Below are 17542 nucleotides of genomic sequence, written 5' to 3'. Positions count from 1 at the left end.
ACAATCCCCAACAATGCAGCCACCAAAGAATTTCTGAAAAATACCAAGAATTAGAATCTTACCGGTTATCTCGGTCTGTTCTGGGTGTGGAGAAAAGAGCTAAGCATGCACCTAAAAACAACAGGCAACTTCAGACTTTGATGTGGTAAGTAACATCGCCTTACCACATATCTATTTGTGTCGGGCATAAATTATGGAGGGATAAGCAGCAACCACGACATGCAGAATATAGATATTGTTTTAAAAACCTTTCACACAATCCCGTTAAAGAGCCAGCCGACAAAAATAAATGAAACCGCCAGAACGAGTGCGAATATCGCCAGTGCCTGCCATTTGATTACCTTTCTCAGGATGAGTATCTCAGGCAGTGACAAGGCTGCAACGCTCATCATCAGTGCCAGTGTCGTACCTATAGCAACGCCTTTCCCAAGCATAGCCTCAGCTACGGGGATTATGCCGGTGGCATTGGAATAGAGCGGTATCCCCAGCAGAACGGCTGTAGGTACGTCATACCAATTACCGGAAGCAAGATGGGAACTAACCCAACCCTCGGGAACAAAGCCATGGAAAAGAGCACCCACGCCTACACCAAGCAGTACCCACTTCCAGATTCTTCTGACAATCTCTCTAACTTCCCCCATTGCGTATTGGTGTCGCCCCTTGAGAGAGGTATTGATTCTGGGCTGGGCCACTTTGCCCATTTGGATATCCCACACGTACTCCTCTACCCAGCGCTCGGTTTTCAGCCACTTCATTGCCAATCCGCCAAACCACGCCACCAGCAATCCAGCAGTCACATAGAGCAGGGTGAGTTTCCAGCCAAGAATACCGATAAGAATCACAACGGCGACTTCATTGATCATTGGTGAAGCGATTAGAAACGAGAATGTGACCCCAAGGGGAATACCTGCTTCAACAAAACCGATAAACAGGGGCACAGATGAACAGGAGCAAAAGGGTGTAACCGCACCTAAAGTGACGGCCATCCCTCTTGCCTGCCAATCCGGCCGATTTTGTACATATTCTCGCACCCGCTCAGGTGAAAGAAATGCACGCAACAGTCCCATTACATAGATGATGACAACCAGGAGAAAAAAGATTTTCGCCACATCCATGACGAAAAAATGCAAAGCGGCTCCAAGCTGTGTATCCGCTGATACGTTGAGCAGCTGAAAAACGACTATTTTAGCAAAAGCATCGAACAACGGGATTCTCTCCTAATTCCTGGCAAGAACCTGATCTCCTTATCAGTTCATAGTGGGATCGAATTAGGTTTTTTAATCTGAAACCCATTGACGCACCAGGTCAGGCCCAGGCAATCCTCCTGCGTGGACGACCTCACCATCGACTACCACGCCGGGTGTGGACATCACACCGTAGCTCATGATTTGAGCCATATCGGTGACTTTTTCCAGTTCAATCTCTACACCTGCCTGTTCTGCAGCAAGGGTGATCAATTTGGCAGTGGTCTCACAGTTCTTGCATCCTGTCCCCAGTACTTTAATGACTTTCATCTCTTATTCCCTCATGGCTTCAAATTGTAAGTAAGTCTGGTGGATATTTCGTTTGTGCCAGCTTTTGTAGAATTTCAGGTGGGTAAAATCAGGCGCATTCGCCAATACTTCCAACGTGTCGCTCAGTTCCTGCCACTCATCCAGCGCTTTGCCAACCTGCACTACAAGCCAGTCAAGATAGTTACCGGTATCGCGACGAGCTTTGTCGAGATCTGCGGGATGGCCATGGCCAGGCACAACATGCAGAGGCTCCAGTTGTTCAATGACATGGAACGAATTCTGCCATTTGGCAACAGGTGTGGAGGGATGGATACCTAGCATACGGTCATTGAATACAAAATCGCCGCTGAACAGGGTGCTTGTCTCAGCAATCCACAACACGGCATCGCCAGTAAAATGACCGTCACCTGGCCAAATCAGATTGAAAGTAACCTCGCCAATTGTGAAAACCTGCTGGTCGGCATCCACTACCTCTGAGGCAAACACTGGTGTAACGGTGTCGGTCCTATCACCAACCTGGGCTTTAAGTCGTGCGAGTTGTGCATCAACTTGCTGCTGCTGACTCTCTACAGTCCTTCTAAGCGCCTTGATGGTGATTCCTTTGTCAGCAAAGTAGCTGTTACCCAGCCAGTGATGATCTTGAACCCCAATATTAACGACCAGTCGAATCGGTTTATTGGTCACACTTGCGACCGCCTTTTCGATCAACTCTGCACCTGCAGGCAATGCGCCTGAGCCAACAAGGACAACACCGTCACTGGTCACCACAAAACCAAGTGTATTGTTCAGGGCATGGTTTTCGGGTGTGCGGGGGCCAATCTCACCGACTATTGCGTAACTATTTTTACTGACAGGTTCAACTGCCAGCTCAAAGGCATCTGTCCCGAAAGAGATGAGAACGAGCCAGATAAACAGGGTAGAGCGAATCATAAATCAAACTCCACCATGGATGGTTTGTTGGCCTTGTACATCATGGCTGTATCTCTTGATTGAATATTTGATGTTTGCAGATGAGGGTTATGCACATCTGGGTGAGCCCGGCCTGTTGGGCATCACGGCGAGCGTGTCAGCATCTTGCTTAAAAGGCGGTTCCTGCTTAATGCCGTGCAGGGTTTCAGACAGAACACCCATAACCCAAGAGGGAAGATCGGGGTTGATCCGGTAGTGAATCCAAAGCCCATCTCGGCGGTCAAGGATCACTCCGGCTTCTCGTAGCTGTGCCAGATGACGGGAGATATGGGGCTGTGCAGCACCAATTGCATGGGTTAACTCACAGACACATAGCTCTTCGTGTTGAAGTAGTAAAGAGATGCAACGTATTCTGGTCTCGTGAGAGAGACTGGAAAATAACTCTTTTGGATTTATATTCATGCAACATAATATACGGAAAACGGTATATACGATCAAGCATATATAGTTGAGGTGGTCTCAGAGCACTATTCGAGCCGCACTACACCGTCAACTTATTGCATACACTTGATCTGCTCAAAGAGTGATCGATACCGTGAACATGGAGTTAGCAAAAAGGTGGAAAAGATCTATCGACTGAAGTCGGTAGATCACCCCTGAAAAGAGATGAAATCAGTAGTAACCAGCCACTACTGCAACTGATGAAGCTCAACCATAACCGTTTGTTGCTCATCACCCAGCCACACCTGCCCTTCCTGAATGGTGACATGCAGATGCATATTACGCTGAGCCAGATCTTGCAGTAGACCATCATCGACCGCAGATAGCCTGAGAACAGACAAATTGGTGAAACGACTTACTACGTCTCGCATCTGCTCCCACCAGACACCTGCACTACGCTCGGCATAGGGATATACCGTCACCTTCCTGGCACGACCGCACGCTCGGCGAATCCTTTTTTCATCGGGTTGTCCTAACTCGATCCAAAGCTCTATCTCGTCACTCAGGCTTTTCAACCAGAGATCAGGCTCATCTTCAGTGCTGATGCCCTTGGTAAAACTCAATAGCTCATCTGCATTCAGGGCAAATGCAACCAAACGCAGCATCATACGTTGATCAGTTTCTGAAGGGTGCCTTGCCAGAGTCAGGTTATAGGTAGCGTAATGTTGCTGATCCATATTGGAGACCTGCAGCTCCGCCTTGAAGATGGTTGCTTTTAAAGCCACAACAGTAGTCTACCTCGTGATTGGTTAGTGATCTTACAATGGACCAGGGAAATCCCTGATAAATGCCGCAATGATACGAACCTTGCTGCCTGATTGCCAAAAACCGCAAAGATTTTGCTAAGAAATGGTCTGTACTGAACAGATTGAGTGTCAGTCTATTACTTTTCGTCGCAACGTCTTCTGCTGAGCACGCCGGTTCTTTGCATCGAGCCGACGCCGTACTGACGATTTTGTTGGCCGGGTTGGTTTACGTTTTTTCTGAGCAACAACAGCGAGTTCCACCATTGAGCGAAGCCTCTGCAGTGCGTCATGGCGATTTTTATCCTGATCCCGGTAACGTTGAGCCTTAATCACAATGATGCCGTCTCGACTGATTCTGTTGTCTGACAGCTTAAGAAGACGCTCTTTTATCAGCCCTGGCAAGGATGAAGCATGGATATCAAAGCGTAGATGGATAGCCGATGAGACTTTATTGACATTTTGCCCCCCCGCACCTTGGGCTCGGATTGCATTAAATTCAACCTCATTTTCTGGAATTGATATCTGTTTGGTTATCGATAGAGACATTGAACTATATTTCATACAGTAGGAATCAGAGCTTCCTTAAATATACCAGGGTTGCAGATCTGCTTCGATAGATTCATCTTGATATAGAGGTTTTCTTTAAAAGCCTCTAATTAAGGACACCGCTATTAATTATGCCAAAACAGTTAACCCTTAGCTGAATCAACACTGCGAAGGAGCTTGATGTGCACAAGACAATCAGTAAAAGAACCATATATTCGTTAGCACTTATAGTGTTGTTTTCCTGTCAGATAGTAGTGGCCTCGCAAGTCATCGAGACAGAAAAGCTCAGTATTCGTTATGAGATCCTCACTGAGGAGCTCTCCCACCCCTGGTCCCTGGCTTTCCTGCCTGAGGGTGACATGCTGATCACAGAGCGGTCAGGAAAATTGCGTTACTTAGACGTCAATGGCAATCTCGATCCCAACCCAATCGGCGGTCTCCCGGCTATTCGTCAACATGGGCAGGGTGGCCTACTCGATTTAGTGCTTCATCCACAATTCGAAAAGAATCGATATATCTACTTCTCTTTTGCCGAAAAGTCTGATGATGGCTATGGTACTGCAGTAGCCAGGGGGAAATTGAATAATCACCGCCTTAATGAGATAGAGATAATTTTTCGATTATCGAACAAGAATAACTCCAGGCACCATTTTGGCTCGCGCCTGGTTTTTAACAAAAGAGGCGAGCTGTTTATCACCCTCGGTGACCGGGGCGATAAATCCAGAGCACAAGATCTGTCGGATCATGCTGGCTCTGTGATCCGCTTGCATGATGATGGCAGCATCCCCAAAGACAATCCTTTTGTAGCGCATAAAAACGCGAGACCCGAGATCTACAGTTATGGGCACAGAAATATCCAGGGCGCTGCACTTCACCCTTCGACCGGTCTGTTATGGACCCATGAACATGGCCCTCAGGGTGGTGATGAGATAAACATCCCAAAAGCAGGTCACAACTATGGCTGGCCTACTATCACCTATGGCGTCAACTATGTGATTGGAACAAAAATAGGCGAAGGCACTCATAAAGCAGGAATGGAACAGCCTCTACACACCTGGATACCATCGATAGCACCATCAGGCATGGCCTTTTATACCGGTAAACAACTTCCACCTTGGCAGGGCAATCTGTTAGTAGGCTCTTTGAAATTTCAGCAATTAGTCAGATTGGAGCTGGAGGGTGACAAAATTGTCCATGAAGAGAGAATATTGACTAACAAACTGGGAAGAGTAAGGGATGTGCGCCAGGGCCATGATGGATCGATCTATTTGCTGATCGATGAGCAACAAGGCAAATTAGTCAAGATTATGGCCAGTGGCAGTGACTAAGTTCTCTACTTCCCCAGCAGTAACATAGACTGCAATTAACCTGGCGACTAAGTATGTCTCATTCAACCACGGTGTGCTGGCCTGCAGCAAAGCATCAAAGCGCCGCTGCAGCCCCCTCACAAGTTTTGATAACGAACTCTGCAGGAAAAGAGATATAAGCTGCCTGCCCTAGACTAATTCAGTATTCATTATATCCCCCACGCCCCAGAGCCTGAGAGGCCAATAGTGCTTGACTCACACTACTGTAATATTTACTTATTCACCCAACTACCCTTACTGTTCTGATACCAATAACCTTTCGGTGCCTCTTCAACCCAGACCCGGGCAAATATATCTCGAATACTCTTCTCCCATTCAGGGTGGCCATTCGCCCTGGCAATCTCAGCATAGAGCGCTTTACGATCCCCGTTCTCATCAACAACCAACTTCTTTACCTTGTTTCTATCGCGCAAGGGTATTTTTTTCAATTCGCGCACAGATACCAAGCCACTATTGGTAAACCCCAGTGCGCCAGAACGGTAGTAGGAGGTCAAGTTAGACTGCCTGTCTGACATAGCAGCGCGTAATTTGCGAATGGATGGTGAGGAAATATCTATATTAGGTTGTTCCGCTCTGGCTACAGGCACTACAAAATTCAACATAGCCTCAGCAACGTACGAAAACTTATTTAAAGTTGAGTCGTGAGAGGATTGATCATCCCCCTCTTGAGTCTCTGCAGGAGGCGTTTGGTTCTCAGGTGGTGCAGCCTCTTCACCAAGAACATCCCTCACAATTGTTCTCGCAGCGTCTTCTGCTGCGGCAGCAGGAAAATATATATTGATGGTCACACAAGCTGCCAGTGTCAACACCATCAATGAATATCCCAGAAAAGATTTCAACATACCAGATTCCTTAATCATGAAAGATTATCCTCATCTTTTGCTTTGTTACTATGCAAATCAATTTAACTGTTATTAAAGGCAATATTGGATGTAGCATTGCAATATACTCAACGTACTTCCATGCCTTCGACACGTATATTTTTCAGGCGTTCCACCAGACTCTTCCAGGCTACACGACGATTGCGCGCAATGACATCAATTCTAGGCAGGCCAGCACCCTTTACCAGATAATAGCCTCCATCCGGATGATCTATACCATCCAGCTCGGCCAAGGTTCCTTCTAACTTCGCACTCAGTTGTATACGATTGTAGCGAAACTCCTTAAATATCCCTAAAAAGGTATTCTGCAATCCACTTCCCATACCATTACCGATCGAGGTGAGGTTGTCCACAGCCCGCTGACTGATTCGATGAGGCAGATCATCATCTTCCGGAGAGTGAAAAAGTGCATCAAACGCAACTGGTTCCCAGTTAAGCAAATGAAGCCCTCTGACCCAGCCATCCAATCCACCCTCAATATGTCCGAAAGAGAATGTTTGAGTGATCTGCTCAAGATCCAGATTATTTAATTCAGCAGCAGCAAACATCTCTGGAACTCTTCCCAGCGGTTGCTTGACCATTAACTGACCCACCCTGATACGACCACCGAAAATATCAATCAGCAGAGCACCATCGAGATTCAATGTTTGATCCTGGTAGCGCATGGTAGGAAGCTCACCATTGAGTTCTCCAGACATAACAGGCCATTCAAAAGCCGTGGCGAGTTCCTGCAAGGATAGGTTGTTTACCTTGGCACTGGTCTCCCAAACTGGTGCGGCAGCGAGTAAGTTTTGGCTCTCGAACTGTGCGATTTGAATATATCCACCCAACAGTGGTATATCGATTGGCTTGAGAAGCACTACCCCACTCTCTTGTGCTTGCGCATGAACGGAAATTGAAGCGTAGGGTATTTGATAGATATGGCCCCTATTTATCTCTATTTGACTGGCTTCCACTTCACCATGATTTGACCAGGACAACGATCCAGACAATCCATGCATTGCGAAGAGACCTCGCTTGTCATCGAGGCTAACAGATTTCAGGATTGCCTGAAGCTGATCCAGTTTTCCATCTGTCAACTCGATTTCAGCCTGCACCTCGCCAGACACAGTCAGCTCATCCACCATAGTGCCAATCAGAATTGATTGTAGGAGTGTTTCGTATAGTGTATCTAGTCGGGCAGTTTCAGCTCTTAGCTTGGCCTGTTTCAATACAAACCCGGACAGGTCAATCAAGGCCTCTCCTTCAACTTCAAGTGCAGGTGGCAGATCTAACCGGATGTGCTCTAGAAGAACTATATTTTTTTCTGGCGACCATTTACCATTGAGCTTTAGATGAAGTGGTGTTGGATTAAGATCCAGGTAGTAGGGGTCGGAGTAAAACTGGCCACTTTTCATATTAGCTGTGACCGTACCGAACCACATCCCCTCCTTTTGCCTGGCAGACACATCAAAGTCACCAGTGCCATCTTCAGCAACCTGCAGCCCCTCTTGATCCGCATAATTGAGGTGTGCAATATCAGCTGTCATGTCAATGCGTTGAAGACCCTGATCAGAACCTGACAGCTCAGCCATAAGGGATAACTCGCCTGTCAATTGCCAATCTTTCGGTGGAATATCGAGATCAAGATTTTCTCTTACTGTTTTCAGGGCGACTTGTTTTGCATCCATTTTTAACTGCCATGCCCCAGAGTCCATTTCTAACGATAGACTCAGCACACCTTCTGCAACTCTAAGATCTTCTATACTGAGTGAAAAGTTTTCCGCGTCATAGTAGCTTAGTCTGACCACCCCGCGCAGGGGACCGTAGGGAGAATCTGCGATCAGTAGACGCCCCTGACCGCAATGATAGGCATCTATATCATCCTGTAACTGAGGGCAGTGAAAATCAATACCACCTAAGACTGCAGACAAAGATTCATGCTCAAATCTAGTGATATTGAGTTTCAGTTCAAGCCCCTGCTCTGTTGGATTCATGGATAATCTGATCCCTTTCGCTGACCAGTCATCTGAAGATATCTTATCGGCAGTCAGAGTAATCTCAGTTACTGCTGCTGCGCTCAGGGTTATCAATAGAAAATATACCGACAGCAATAATCGAGCATTGGATTTAAACTGCTTCAAGCAACCTTTAAAAAAAGCAGGTTTTGGAAATCGACAAAACGAATTCATTTGGGGCATGATGGTATACAGGTAAATCATTCTTTTAATTAAGTATCGGCTGAATGCCAACTGGTGTTTACCGAAAGGTTATATCCTGAAATATTCATAGCTTCTTTATATACTACGCCATATGATCACACCCAAAACTGTTAGTGTTATTTTAATATTGATCTTGATCACCGCATTGGCCTTCTGGTCCAAGCTCAGATTCGTCGATCCTGGTGACCACCAGGAGCAACGCTGGCGCATAGATCAGTACCCAGGCTTCGATAAAACCAAGGAAAACCACAAGCCTCGCAATCACTTGATAAGATGAAGTGGCTGAATGTCACACTTTCACAAAAGAACACTGCCCCTCAAATAATTATTATTCCCATAAAAACAGCACCTTATTGTTACTTTTATAGACCTGTGTAAAAGCCTCAAATAAATACAATTATATTTGTATATTACTATTTGCTAATTTACGCCTCTGGGGATTCTTATTCTTATAATAATTTGCGCTACGACAGTTCCTGGGCGCAAGAGAGTAGTGAGGGGTTTTATCATGTCCAATTCCAAACAAGCAAAGAGTCGATCCAATCACCCGGATGAGGTAACAATTTCCAGCGACAAAAAAAACCTGGTTAATTTTGAATCTGCTAGTTCATCGACAGCCTTACCTACTGAACTTAACCGAAAAATCGGTCTGATCGATGCAGATCTCGATGATCTCAAAACAGATTTAAGAGAAGCCAACAAGGGTGTAAAAACAAAACTGCAGGATCTCAGCGAAAAAGAGAGTGACCTCACGAGTCGGGTATCTGAAGCCTACCAACAACTTGGTGATTTAGACCAGGCATATCAATCTCTGGTAAAAAAATCATCTCTGATCAGCAAAGAGATCAAAACAGTTTCAAAGCAGTTGGTTGAGGTAACAGATAAAACAGAGTCTGAAATGGGCTCCCTGAATAGTGACGTGCAAACCCTGATTGAACGCACCGAGGAACTCTCTGAAAAATCAAGACAGACAACTAGAGTCTTAAATAAAAGCATAAAAGATAATGCAAAAGTATTAAGAGAACTGGAGAGCCAGTTATTAACAGAGATAAACGCCTTGGCTGCAGATAGTCAGCAACGGGATGAGACTCTGGACAACAAGACCGATAAGATCGGTAGTGACCTTGTAAGGGCTGAAGAGGAGATCAAATCCAGCCAGGCTCGTTTAATTAAGATGCAGGCAGTCGACCAGGCCTTGGAAAAACGCGTTGCGAATATTGACGTAACCGCTGATGAATTGACAAAAAAAAGTCGCGAACTCTCCCGCTCTACAACCACGCTGAACAAACGCACTTCCGAACTATCCTCAGCAATCGAAGAGTTGAGAAATAAAACTGAAGAACACAGTGGTTTGATCACTGATCTACAAGACCGCTCTGAGCACACCGACAGGGCGCTCTTCAGCCTGATTATGGTGGAAAAGAAACACTATCGCACCTTGGGTATAGCCACAGCATTACTACTCATAGGAATGTTAGGTTTTTTTCTCTACGACAATGCAAACTGGAGAGCAGAAGAGCAACAAAATCTGCAATTACAAAGTGGAGTTAGCAACAACGCACAACAGATCGCCGATAGTCAGGAGCAAATGGTAGAGCTTGGTAGTAAAAGCTTACAAACAGATAAGATTATTCAGAAAGAGATCACAACCCTCAACAAGCAGTTGACACAAATAGAAGATCAGGTCGAAAGCTTGGATGGCAGGGTCAGCAACATACGCCCCAACACAACATTTGGTAAAGGAAATGTGATTCACAGTGATCAATGGCTATCACAGCAACCTGCCAAAAACTATACGATCCACTTGACCACTGTGAAAGAAAAAAAGCAGCTCTATAAAATAGCTGGGCGTTATCATAATCAATTACAGGACGAACTGGCGTATCTTCCGGTCACCGTTAACCAGAGCCGACAATATGCATTGGTATATGGTAACTACTCTTCCCGTGAGGAAGCTGATCGTAATCTGAGTGCTCTTCCAAGATATGTCGAGCGTAAAATGCCAACAGTTCACTCAATGCAACAGGTTCAATCCTATATAGCAAATTAAGGGCACCTCTAATAACTGCTTGTGCCCTCTAGCTTTACACCCCGTTTAGATTCAAGGCGCGCTTGTTGCCTGTCGAAAAAGTGCAACGCAGAGTCTGAACGGGTCGTAAAGCCCCGTCGGGCGCGACCTGAAGCATGCATCTGCTGGGTATGCACTCTATTCACTGCGTTGCACATCAACCATTGGGCCATGCTATAAATTCGGTAGCGCTCAGCTATCCAAGCCCCCTCTCTATTACCTGGACGCCCTAAGAACTGGAGACATATTTCAGGGTATAGACCACCCAATTCAGGTTTTTACCCTTTCTTAAACCACAAATCCTTTCTGATAAGTTTAATTTCCATAGGTTATGTCTATACTATGGATTCAATTTTCGATCCAAATCCAAAATATACAACAAACTTTATTAAAGCCATATTTGAATATGAAAAAAACTATACTGCTCATAATACTCTACCTTATTACCACCAACTGTCTGGCTGAAGCAGAATTCCTTGTCGAATCCGACTGGTTATCTGAACACATTGATGATGATAATCTGGTCATACTCGAAGTGCGCTATCATCCCCATCGCTACTACACTATTGGCCATATACCCGGGGCAATACAAGTACAACGCTTTAAGGACTTGGGAGATAATCAGGGTTATCCTTTAATGCGATTTCCATCACGTGAACAATTCCAGTCAAAACTTCGTGAATGGGGTGTCAACAATGACTCAACATTGGTTTTATACGATGACTCTAACACTGCTCTGACTACACGCATCTACTATCTATTGGAGCTTTATGGCTTTAAAACACAACAGATAAAGATTCTTAACGGCGGAACAGTAGAGTGGAGCGCGTTCGAAGAGATGACCACTGACGCCACACCTCAACCAAAACCAGGCAAAGTGACCCTAAAACCTGCAAACCCTGAGATGTTTGTAGAATGGACTGATGTTTATGACGACGTTGTCTCCCGACGGGACCCGAATATAATATTACTCGATGCCCGGCCCCATGCCATGTATACAGGAAAGGAAGTCAAACACTCCATATCAGCTGGCCACATCCCTGGAGCAATTAATATTGTAAGCCTGGATGGAACCAGTGCACAGAAATGGCGTTCTGAATCAGAGCTTTCAGATCTTTACAATGAGATAGCAAAAGATAAGACAATTTATGTATATTGTCATGATGGCTTTCGTATGAGCCTTGCCTACTTGCAGCTGAAATATCTCGGCTACAAAGATATCAGGCTCTATAATGGAGGCTGGTCACACTGGGGGAATCGCTTGACGCTTCCCGTTGTTGAGGGTGAAGAGGCTTACGGCGGAGACTATGCACTGTAAACAGTGGAACGCTGATTTATAGCATGAAAACTTAATATATCGGGTCCAGCCGTAGCATTATGGCCCATAGCAAGGGATCGAGTAGTCACCCTACCCTCCTCCGCCTAGTTTATGTAACTGATTGGCCTGTTTACTGCGTCCTCATTACAAATCATTGAGGGGTTTCTGTGAAATTATGATGATGCTGGTGATGCCATTTTGCCTATCCTTGGCGGCATACCAGCCTCGATCAGAAATCACTTTTAAACCCTGAACCCGATATATTAAGTTGTCGCACTTACTAACCTGGCGACTTTATCGCGGACACAACCTATTTCTACGCAAAATCCAGTAGAGTGTATATACGAAATTACCCTAGTGGGCCGCGCGGTAAGTTCGGTACCCCGCTACGGGGCCAAGGCAAGGCGCACTTCGTGGGGAATGGCATGCCCTTTTCAAGAAGTGCAATGCAGCATTGGCCCCGTAGTGGGGCTCTCTTCGGGCCAACCCGCCAGCATCTATAGCCACGCCAACCAAGATTGCAGATAAACCATACCGGCAGACCACCTGTTAGGGCCTGTTAACACTAATATCTATTAACCACTGAATATGCTCAGATTTGTATGAGGATTATCATTGATACTCCTTTTTACCCTTCGTATTCTGTCACTTTCAGGAGTGGCACAATGAGTCTAGATAGAGGTACAAAAATCTATGCCGGTATTCTTGGCAGTGTAGTAGCATTAGGACTACTTGCATGGGTATCTACCCTCGATTTTCGTTTAAGTGAGATTGATTCTATGCTGGAAAAGGATGCTGAACTTTCCGCCTATCCCTACCGCTTCAAAGCATTTGAGATCCGAGGGACTACTGCCATTATATCCACGCCAAGAACCAACGCTGTACCTGCGGTAAAATTTCTGGCAATGATCAATCCAGGTCTCAGTCAGAAAAGTGAGCAGGATCCGGAAATGATTGCGGCGCAAAAGCGACTGGGAGCCATTCAAGGCAAGGTTCGTAAGTTAGTGCTCAGTCGTGATGACATAGACAAGGTCACTTGGCGTATCGATAAAGCATGGTACTCTCAAAAAGGTGTCTGGATAAATTGATTAGGATTTAAAGATCCTGCTATTAATATATGACACTGAGATTCAAAGTATCAGTAGATACGACTCTATTCAGAACGATTCCGCATAAAGTCTGCAGTGTTTGAAAATGCCTGGAACAACTCCTTTTGGAACTTCTCATCCAGTCCCATCTGCGCCATGGCTGATTTCATGCAGTTGAGCCACTGATCCCTCTCCACTATACCAATACTAAAAGGCAGATGCCTTGCCCTGAGCCTGGGGTGGCCATATTTCTGAACATAGAGATTAGGCCCACCGAGCCAGCCTGACAGGAAAAGAAACAGTTTCTCCCTCGACATTCTAAGACTTTTAGCATGCAGTTCACGCAATGTAGTGAGATCCTCCTGCTCATCCATAATGTCATAGAATCGATCTACCAGTTCACGCACGGCTTTTTCACCACCTATTTTTTCATAGGGCGTTGTTACGGAATGCATGACTTAAAACACCTTCTAAAAATATCCCAAAAGAAACATTTCCAGCCACATTGGCCGGAGTGGCAAATAGAACAGAGAAGCCAAACTGATACAAGAAGAATCATCAATTTTGATTCAATGACATCTTGTGATAGTGATGCCTGATGAATAGTTTATACGTCTTGAAAGGACCATTATCGGGTTATGAGCTAATCCCTGGCAATGATTAATAAAAAGTAGTGGTTCTTTATCTGCCTGAACAAAGCCCCTATTTCTTAGTGTAATTATTTAGCTACTATTCCACAAATAATATTGTACACTATGTACAACTATTTTAGATAATGTGTAATGTTCATGAAAGAACAACCCTCATATACCAGCGGTTATTACCCAATTCGCAAGGTGTCCGAACTTACGGGCATCAATCCAGTGACTCTTCGAGCATGGGAGCGTCGCTATGGATTGATAAAGCCAGAAAGAACCCCGAAAGGTCACAGGCTCTATACGGATGAACATATCCAGCTGATACGCCGGATTATAGGTCTTATCGACAAGGGCATATCAATAGGTCAGGTCAGGCACATGCTTGCTGATAGCACCTCTCCTCTTCTAGCCCTGGAGCCCGTAAAAACTGAAGAGCGTGATGCGTGGAGCAGTTATCGCAGCAGAATGCTTCAGGCTATTGCTGAGTTTGATGAGATCGTATTGGATAACAGTTACAACGATGCCCTCTCCCTCTACCCAATCGAACTGGTAACGCGACTGCTTATTCAGCCACTACTTCACGAACTTCGCCAAAGACGAAACAGTGAGCCCTTAGGAGAGGTGGAAATTCGCTTTTTTGAAACCTATTTACGCAATAAGCTGGGGGCGCGTTTTCATCACCAGGTGACAAATAGCCATGGAAAAAGGGTGCTTGGTGCCTGCTTGCCGAACGAATTCAGCGAAGTCGAATTACTGCTGTTCAGTTTAAAAGCAATGACTCAGGGTTATAGGCCAATACTGCTTGGCCCCAACATGGCCCTGGAGCAGATACCGCTTGTAGTAGACCGGTCTCATTGTAGTGCATTGGTCCTCTACGGCAGTTTAGAACCACCATCCGCTCTATTACAAACAGATTTGCCTGGGTTGGTTCAAAAATTGGCTGAACCGGTGTTTGTCGGGGGAACTATTGCTCAAACGCATCAAACTGAAATTCTAGAGGCTGGCGCTATACCTTTGGTAGCAGATTTAGCGGCAGCCGTTAATCAGATCAGCGATAGAGTGCCAGAAGAACCATCCTCATGACCGTTGCCATACTCTGGTTCAGAAGGGATCTTAGACTGACAGACAATCCAGCTTTACAAGCAGCATTAGAACACGCCAACGAGTTGATACCGGTCTATATACATACCCCTGGTGAAGAGGCTCCCTGGAGCCCTGGTGCTGCTTCAAACTGGTGGTTGCATGAAAGTCTTACTGCACTCGACTCATCACTTCGACAGCGAGGTTCAAATCTGATAATCGCACGGGGAAAGAGCCAAACCGTCTTAAAAAAACTGGCTATTACCCATGCTTCTAAAGAGATCTTCTTCAATAGCTTACCTGAGCCGATAGCTATACAACGGGACAACCGGGTCAGTAAGCATCTATCTAAATCAGGGATTAACTGCAATATCTTCAATAATAGCCAACTGACAGATGGCCCTCCGATACGTCGTCTCGATGGAGGCTGCTATCGTCTTTTCACTCCATTCTGGCGTGCTGTTCTGAAACAGGGATTGTCGACAAGAGCTCCATTACCAGCCCCAAAAAAGATCCCACCCCCACCAAAGCTGATTAAGTCAATATCACTGCAAAGCTTGGGGCTTTTGCCTGAAGTTCAATGGTATGAGCATTTCAAGGATTATTGGGAACCCGGTGAACACGGGGCCTTGAAGCAGATTCAGCACTTCCTTGATAAGTCGATCAACAGCTACGCTGAGGGACGTAACAGGCCAGACCTTGAAGAGACGTCCCGCCTCTCACCCCATCTCCATTTCGGTGAAATTGGCCCACTACAGATCATCAATGGGATAGAAAGCAGATTTGAAACTGACCCTACAAGCCACGCTGATAGTAGCCCCGGACAATATATTCGTCAGCTGGTATGGCGTGAATTCGCTCAAAACCTGCTTATACACTTCCCTGATACCGATCTACACCCTTTTGATCCACGCTTCCAAAACTACCCGTGGCCAAAGGGCAAGCGAGCCGAAAAATTATTACAGTACTGGCAGCAGGGAAAGACCGGCATCCCCATTGTGGACGCAGGTATGCGTGAACTTTGGCAAACAGGCTGGATGCACAATCGGGTTCGCATGATCGTTGCCTCGTTTCTGACTAAAAATTTAGGCATACACTGGCTGCAAGGCGCAAGGTGGTTCTGGGATACACTGGTGGATGCTGATTGCGCGAATAACTCCTTTGGGTGGCAATGGTGCGCAGGGTCTGGCACAGATGCCGCACCCTATTTTCGAATATTCAACCCGGTGCGTCAGTCACAACGTTTCGATCCCCAGGGAGAGTACATACGGCGTTGGCTCCCTGAATTGAGTTTATTACCTAATAAATATTTAAATGCGCCTTGGGAGGCAGATATGTCAGTACTACTCAATGCAGAGATCCGACTTGGCAAAACCTACCCTAAGCCTATAGTTGACTTACAACTATCCAGAAAAGAGGCTTTACAACGTTGGGAAACGATTAAAAATCTCAGCAGCAAGAGATATGCACGAAAATGAATGAGCCGATACCAAAAAAACCGACTATCGGTGTAAGCGCCTGCTTATTGGGACATCAAGTCCGCTATGATGGTGGCCACAAACGAGATAATTTCATTGTTAGCAATCTACAGGAACATGTCGATTATCTACCTATTTGCCCAGAAACAGGAATTGGTCTTGGTGTCCCACGCCCCACAATTCGCTTGGTAGGTGAACCTGAAAACCCTCGCCTTGTCGGGGTTAAAGACCCAAGTATAGAATTGACTGATAAGATGCAAGTTTATGCCCTGGAACAGACCAGGCACCTTCACCATTTGAGTGGCTATGTTCTAAAAAAGAGCTCACCGAGTTGCGGAATGTCTCGGGTTAAGGTCTATGCAGAAAAAGGAACGCACTCAGTTAGTAAAGGCGTCGGTATCTTTGCAAAAGTTCTGATCGACGAATTACCATTGTTACCAGTTGAAGAAGAGGGTCGGCTTAATGACCCGGTTCTACGCGAAAACTTTATCAATCGAATCTATGTCTATCACCATTGGCAATTACTACGCCAAAAGGGACTCACTGCTGCTGAACTGATTGCTTTTCATACCGACCATAAATATCTGGTTATGGCCCATTCACAAGCTTCATATCAGAGGCTCGGACAACTACTATCGAATTTCGCTGACAATGAACTGAATAATATTGCAGAATTGTATATCGAAGAGTTGATGCAAACCCTGAAACGGCGGGTCAATCGAAGTCGCCATGTGAATGTTTTGCAACATATCATGGGATATCTGAAAAAGCGTATCAGTTCTGAGGATAAAGTTGAGCTTATTGCTTGTATTGAAGCTTATCGTCGGCAAGAAACCCCATTGATCGTACCGATGACTCTGTTTAAGCACTATTTCAGATTACATCCCGACAACTATATGTCGAGACAAGTCTATCTGCAGCCACATCCTGAAAAACTTGGATTGCGAAATGGATTGTAGAGACTCTTTTAAAACCACCCTGAACCCGTTGTGACTGATTTCTCGTCGGGAAATTTTACACATTGTAGTTTTATGCCTTATTAAACGCTGCACAGGTTATTGATTTCCAGACAGATATATTCTGTGGCACTTTACTTGCAGCTAATTTCTAAGAGAAGCGTATCGAGACATCGTTAACCTAGTGTGGTGCGTCACACTAGAGAGGCCTAAACGTCTAATATGGGCTACTTTCGCAATTTCATCTTATT

At 45.5% G+C, this 17542-nt stretch carries 16 protein-coding genes; 7 read left to right on the top strand and 9 right to left on the bottom strand.

Annotation, left to right across the window (positions count from 1 at the left end; translation table 11 throughout):
* Nucleotides 1-251: 251 nt before the first annotated feature.
* From AC4IFB_RS10470 to arfB, 6 genes are all read right to left on the bottom strand, one after another.
* Nucleotides 252-1205, bottom strand: a complete 954-nt coding sequence (locus AC4IFB_RS10470) for a permease (RefSeq protein WP_490778442.1) — start codon at nt 1203-1205, stop codon at nt 252-254.
* A 72-nt stretch (nt 1206-1277) separates the two neighbouring features.
* Nucleotides 1278-1514, bottom strand: a complete 237-nt coding sequence (locus AC4IFB_RS10465; RefSeq protein ID WP_490778441.1) for a thioredoxin family protein — start codon at nt 1512-1514, stop codon at nt 1278-1280.
* A 3-nt stretch (nt 1515-1517) separates the two neighbouring features.
* Nucleotides 1518-2444, bottom strand: coding sequence for an MBL fold metallo-hydrolase (locus AC4IFB_RS10460; RefSeq protein ID WP_490778440.1), 927 nt, complete (start codon nt 2442-2444; stop codon nt 1518-1520).
* Nucleotides 2445-2531: 87 nt separating this feature from the next.
* Entirely contained in the window at nt 2532-2885 is a 354-nt protein-coding gene (locus tag AC4IFB_RS10455) for a metalloregulator ArsR/SmtB family transcription factor (protein ID WP_490780141.1), read from the bottom strand.
* Nucleotides 2886-3112: 227 nt separating this feature from the next.
* Entirely contained in the window at nt 3113-3649 is a 537-nt protein-coding gene (locus tag AC4IFB_RS10450; protein ID WP_490778438.1) for a YaeQ family protein, read from the bottom strand.
* Nucleotides 3650-3799: 150 nt separating this feature from the next.
* A complete protein-coding gene (gene arfB, locus AC4IFB_RS10445) occupies nt 3800-4216 on the bottom strand; it encodes an alternative ribosome rescue aminoacyl-tRNA hydrolase ArfB (RefSeq protein ID WP_490778437.1) in 417 nt (138 codons plus the stop codon).
* Between the two features lie 254 nt (nt 4217-4470).
* On the opposite strand from arfB, the gene AC4IFB_RS10440 reads away from it, so the two are divergent.
* Complete coding sequence (locus tag AC4IFB_RS10440) at nt 4471-5544, top strand: PQQ-dependent sugar dehydrogenase (RefSeq protein WP_490780140.1); 1074 nt, start codon at nt 4471-4473, stop codon at nt 5542-5544.
* A gap of 251 nt (nt 5545-5795) precedes the next feature.
* Here the strand turns inward: AC4IFB_RS10440 and AC4IFB_RS10435 are convergent, their stop codons facing one another.
* Nucleotides 5796-6443, bottom strand: a complete 648-nt coding sequence (locus AC4IFB_RS10435) for a YdbL family probable chaperone protein (RefSeq protein WP_490780139.1) — start codon at nt 6441-6443, stop codon at nt 5796-5798.
* An 89-nt stretch (nt 6444-6532) separates the two neighbouring features.
* Nucleotides 6533-8587, bottom strand: coding sequence for a hypothetical protein (locus AC4IFB_RS10430; RefSeq protein ID WP_490780138.1), 2055 nt, complete (start codon nt 8585-8587; stop codon nt 6533-6535).
* Nucleotides 8588-9173: 586 nt separating this feature from the next.
* Here AC4IFB_RS10430 and AC4IFB_RS10425 point away from each other — a divergent pair.
* The 3 genes from AC4IFB_RS10425 to AC4IFB_RS10415 all read left to right on the top strand — a co-directional run bounded on the left by AC4IFB_RS10425 (nt 9174) and on the right by AC4IFB_RS10415 (nt 13139).
* Nucleotides 9174-10715, top strand: coding sequence for an SPOR domain-containing protein (locus tag AC4IFB_RS10425; RefSeq protein WP_490778433.1), 1542 nt, complete (start codon nt 9174-9176; stop codon nt 10713-10715).
* Nucleotides 10716-11139: 424 nt separating this feature from the next.
* Nucleotides 11140-12051, top strand: a complete 912-nt coding sequence (locus AC4IFB_RS10420; protein WP_490780137.1) for a sulfurtransferase — start codon at nt 11140-11142, stop codon at nt 12049-12051.
* Nucleotides 12052-12716: 665 nt separating this feature from the next.
* Complete coding sequence (locus AC4IFB_RS10415) at nt 12717-13139, top strand: hypothetical protein (RefSeq protein ID WP_490780136.1); 423 nt, start codon at nt 12717-12719, stop codon at nt 13137-13139.
* 65 nt (nt 13140-13204) lie between these two features.
* On the opposite strand, the gene AC4IFB_RS10410 is transcribed toward AC4IFB_RS10415, so the two are convergent.
* The gene (locus tag AC4IFB_RS10410; protein WP_490778429.1) at nt 13205-13594 is read right to left on the bottom strand and encodes a group II truncated hemoglobin; all 390 of its coding nucleotides are present in this window, start codon (nt 13592-13594) and stop codon (nt 13205-13207) included.
* 333 nt (nt 13595-13927) lie between these two features.
* On the opposite strand from AC4IFB_RS10410, the gene AC4IFB_RS10405 reads away from it, so the two are divergent.
* The 3 genes from AC4IFB_RS10405 to AC4IFB_RS10395 are packed head-to-tail and all read left to right on the top strand — an operon-like array spanning nt 13928 to nt 17294.
* Nucleotides 13928-14860, top strand: a complete 933-nt coding sequence (locus AC4IFB_RS10405) for a MerR family transcriptional regulator (protein ID WP_490778428.1) — start codon at nt 13928-13930, stop codon at nt 14858-14860.
* Nucleotides 14857-16335 (top strand): cryptochrome/photolyase family protein, encoded by a 1479-nt coding sequence (locus tag AC4IFB_RS10400; protein WP_490780135.1) that lies wholly within the window; start codon nt 14857-14859, stop codon nt 16333-16335. The genes AC4IFB_RS10405 and AC4IFB_RS10400 overlap by 4 nt, the downstream gene beginning before the upstream one ends.
* Nucleotides 16332-17294: a YbgA family protein gene (locus AC4IFB_RS10395; RefSeq protein ID WP_490778426.1), complete on the top strand. Its 963-nt coding sequence runs from the start codon at nt 16332-16334 to the stop codon at nt 17292-17294. Before AC4IFB_RS10400 ends, AC4IFB_RS10395 begins: the two co-directional genes overlap by 4 nt.
* Nucleotides 17295-17542: the final 248 nt, after the last annotated feature.

It is taken from the genome of Candidatus Thiodiazotropha sp. AKIB8, assembly GCF_058244675.1.
This window is presented reverse-complemented; position numbering and strand designations above follow the sequence as displayed.

Bases quoted from the DNA above. Each gene is read 5' to 3' on its own strand.
- AC4IFB_RS10410 (WP_490778429.1), bottom strand. From the start codon at position 13,594: ATGCATTCCGTAACAACGCCCTATGAAAAAATAGGTGGTGAAAAAGCC.
- arfB (WP_490778437.1), bottom strand. From the start codon at position 4,216: ATGTCTCTATCGATAACCAAACAGATATCAATTCCAGAAAATGAGGTT.
- AC4IFB_RS10460 (WP_490778440.1), bottom strand. From the start codon at position 2,444: ATGATTCGCTCTACCCTGTTTATCTGGCTCGTTCTCATCTCTTTCGGG.
- AC4IFB_RS10435 (WP_490780139.1), bottom strand. From the start codon at position 6,443: ATGATTAAGGAATCTGGTATGTTGAAATCTTTTCTGGGATATTCATTG.
- AC4IFB_RS10400 (WP_490780135.1), top strand. From the start codon at position 14,857: ATGACCGTTGCCATACTCTGGTTCAGAAGGGATCTTAGACTGACAGAC.
- AC4IFB_RS10395 (WP_490778426.1), top strand. From the start codon at position 16,332: ATGAATGAGCCGATACCAAAAAAACCGACTATCGGTGTAAGCGCCTGC.
- AC4IFB_RS10415 (WP_490780136.1), top strand. From the start codon at position 12,717: ATGAGTCTAGATAGAGGTACAAAAATCTATGCCGGTATTCTTGGCAGT.
- AC4IFB_RS10425 (WP_490778433.1), top strand. From the start codon at position 9,174: ATGTCCAATTCCAAACAAGCAAAGAGTCGATCCAATCACCCGGATGAG.
- AC4IFB_RS10420 (WP_490780137.1), top strand. From the start codon at position 11,140: ATGAAAAAAACTATACTGCTCATAATACTCTACCTTATTACCACCAAC.
- AC4IFB_RS10405 (WP_490778428.1), top strand. From the start codon at position 13,928: ATGAAAGAACAACCCTCATATACCAGCGGTTATTACCCAATTCGCAAG.
- AC4IFB_RS10455 (WP_490780141.1), bottom strand. From the start codon at position 2,885: ATGAATATAAATCCAAAAGAGTTATTTTCCAGTCTCTCTCACGAGACC.
- AC4IFB_RS10465 (WP_490778441.1), bottom strand. From the start codon at position 1,514: ATGAAAGTCATTAAAGTACTGGGGACAGGATGCAAGAACTGTGAGACC.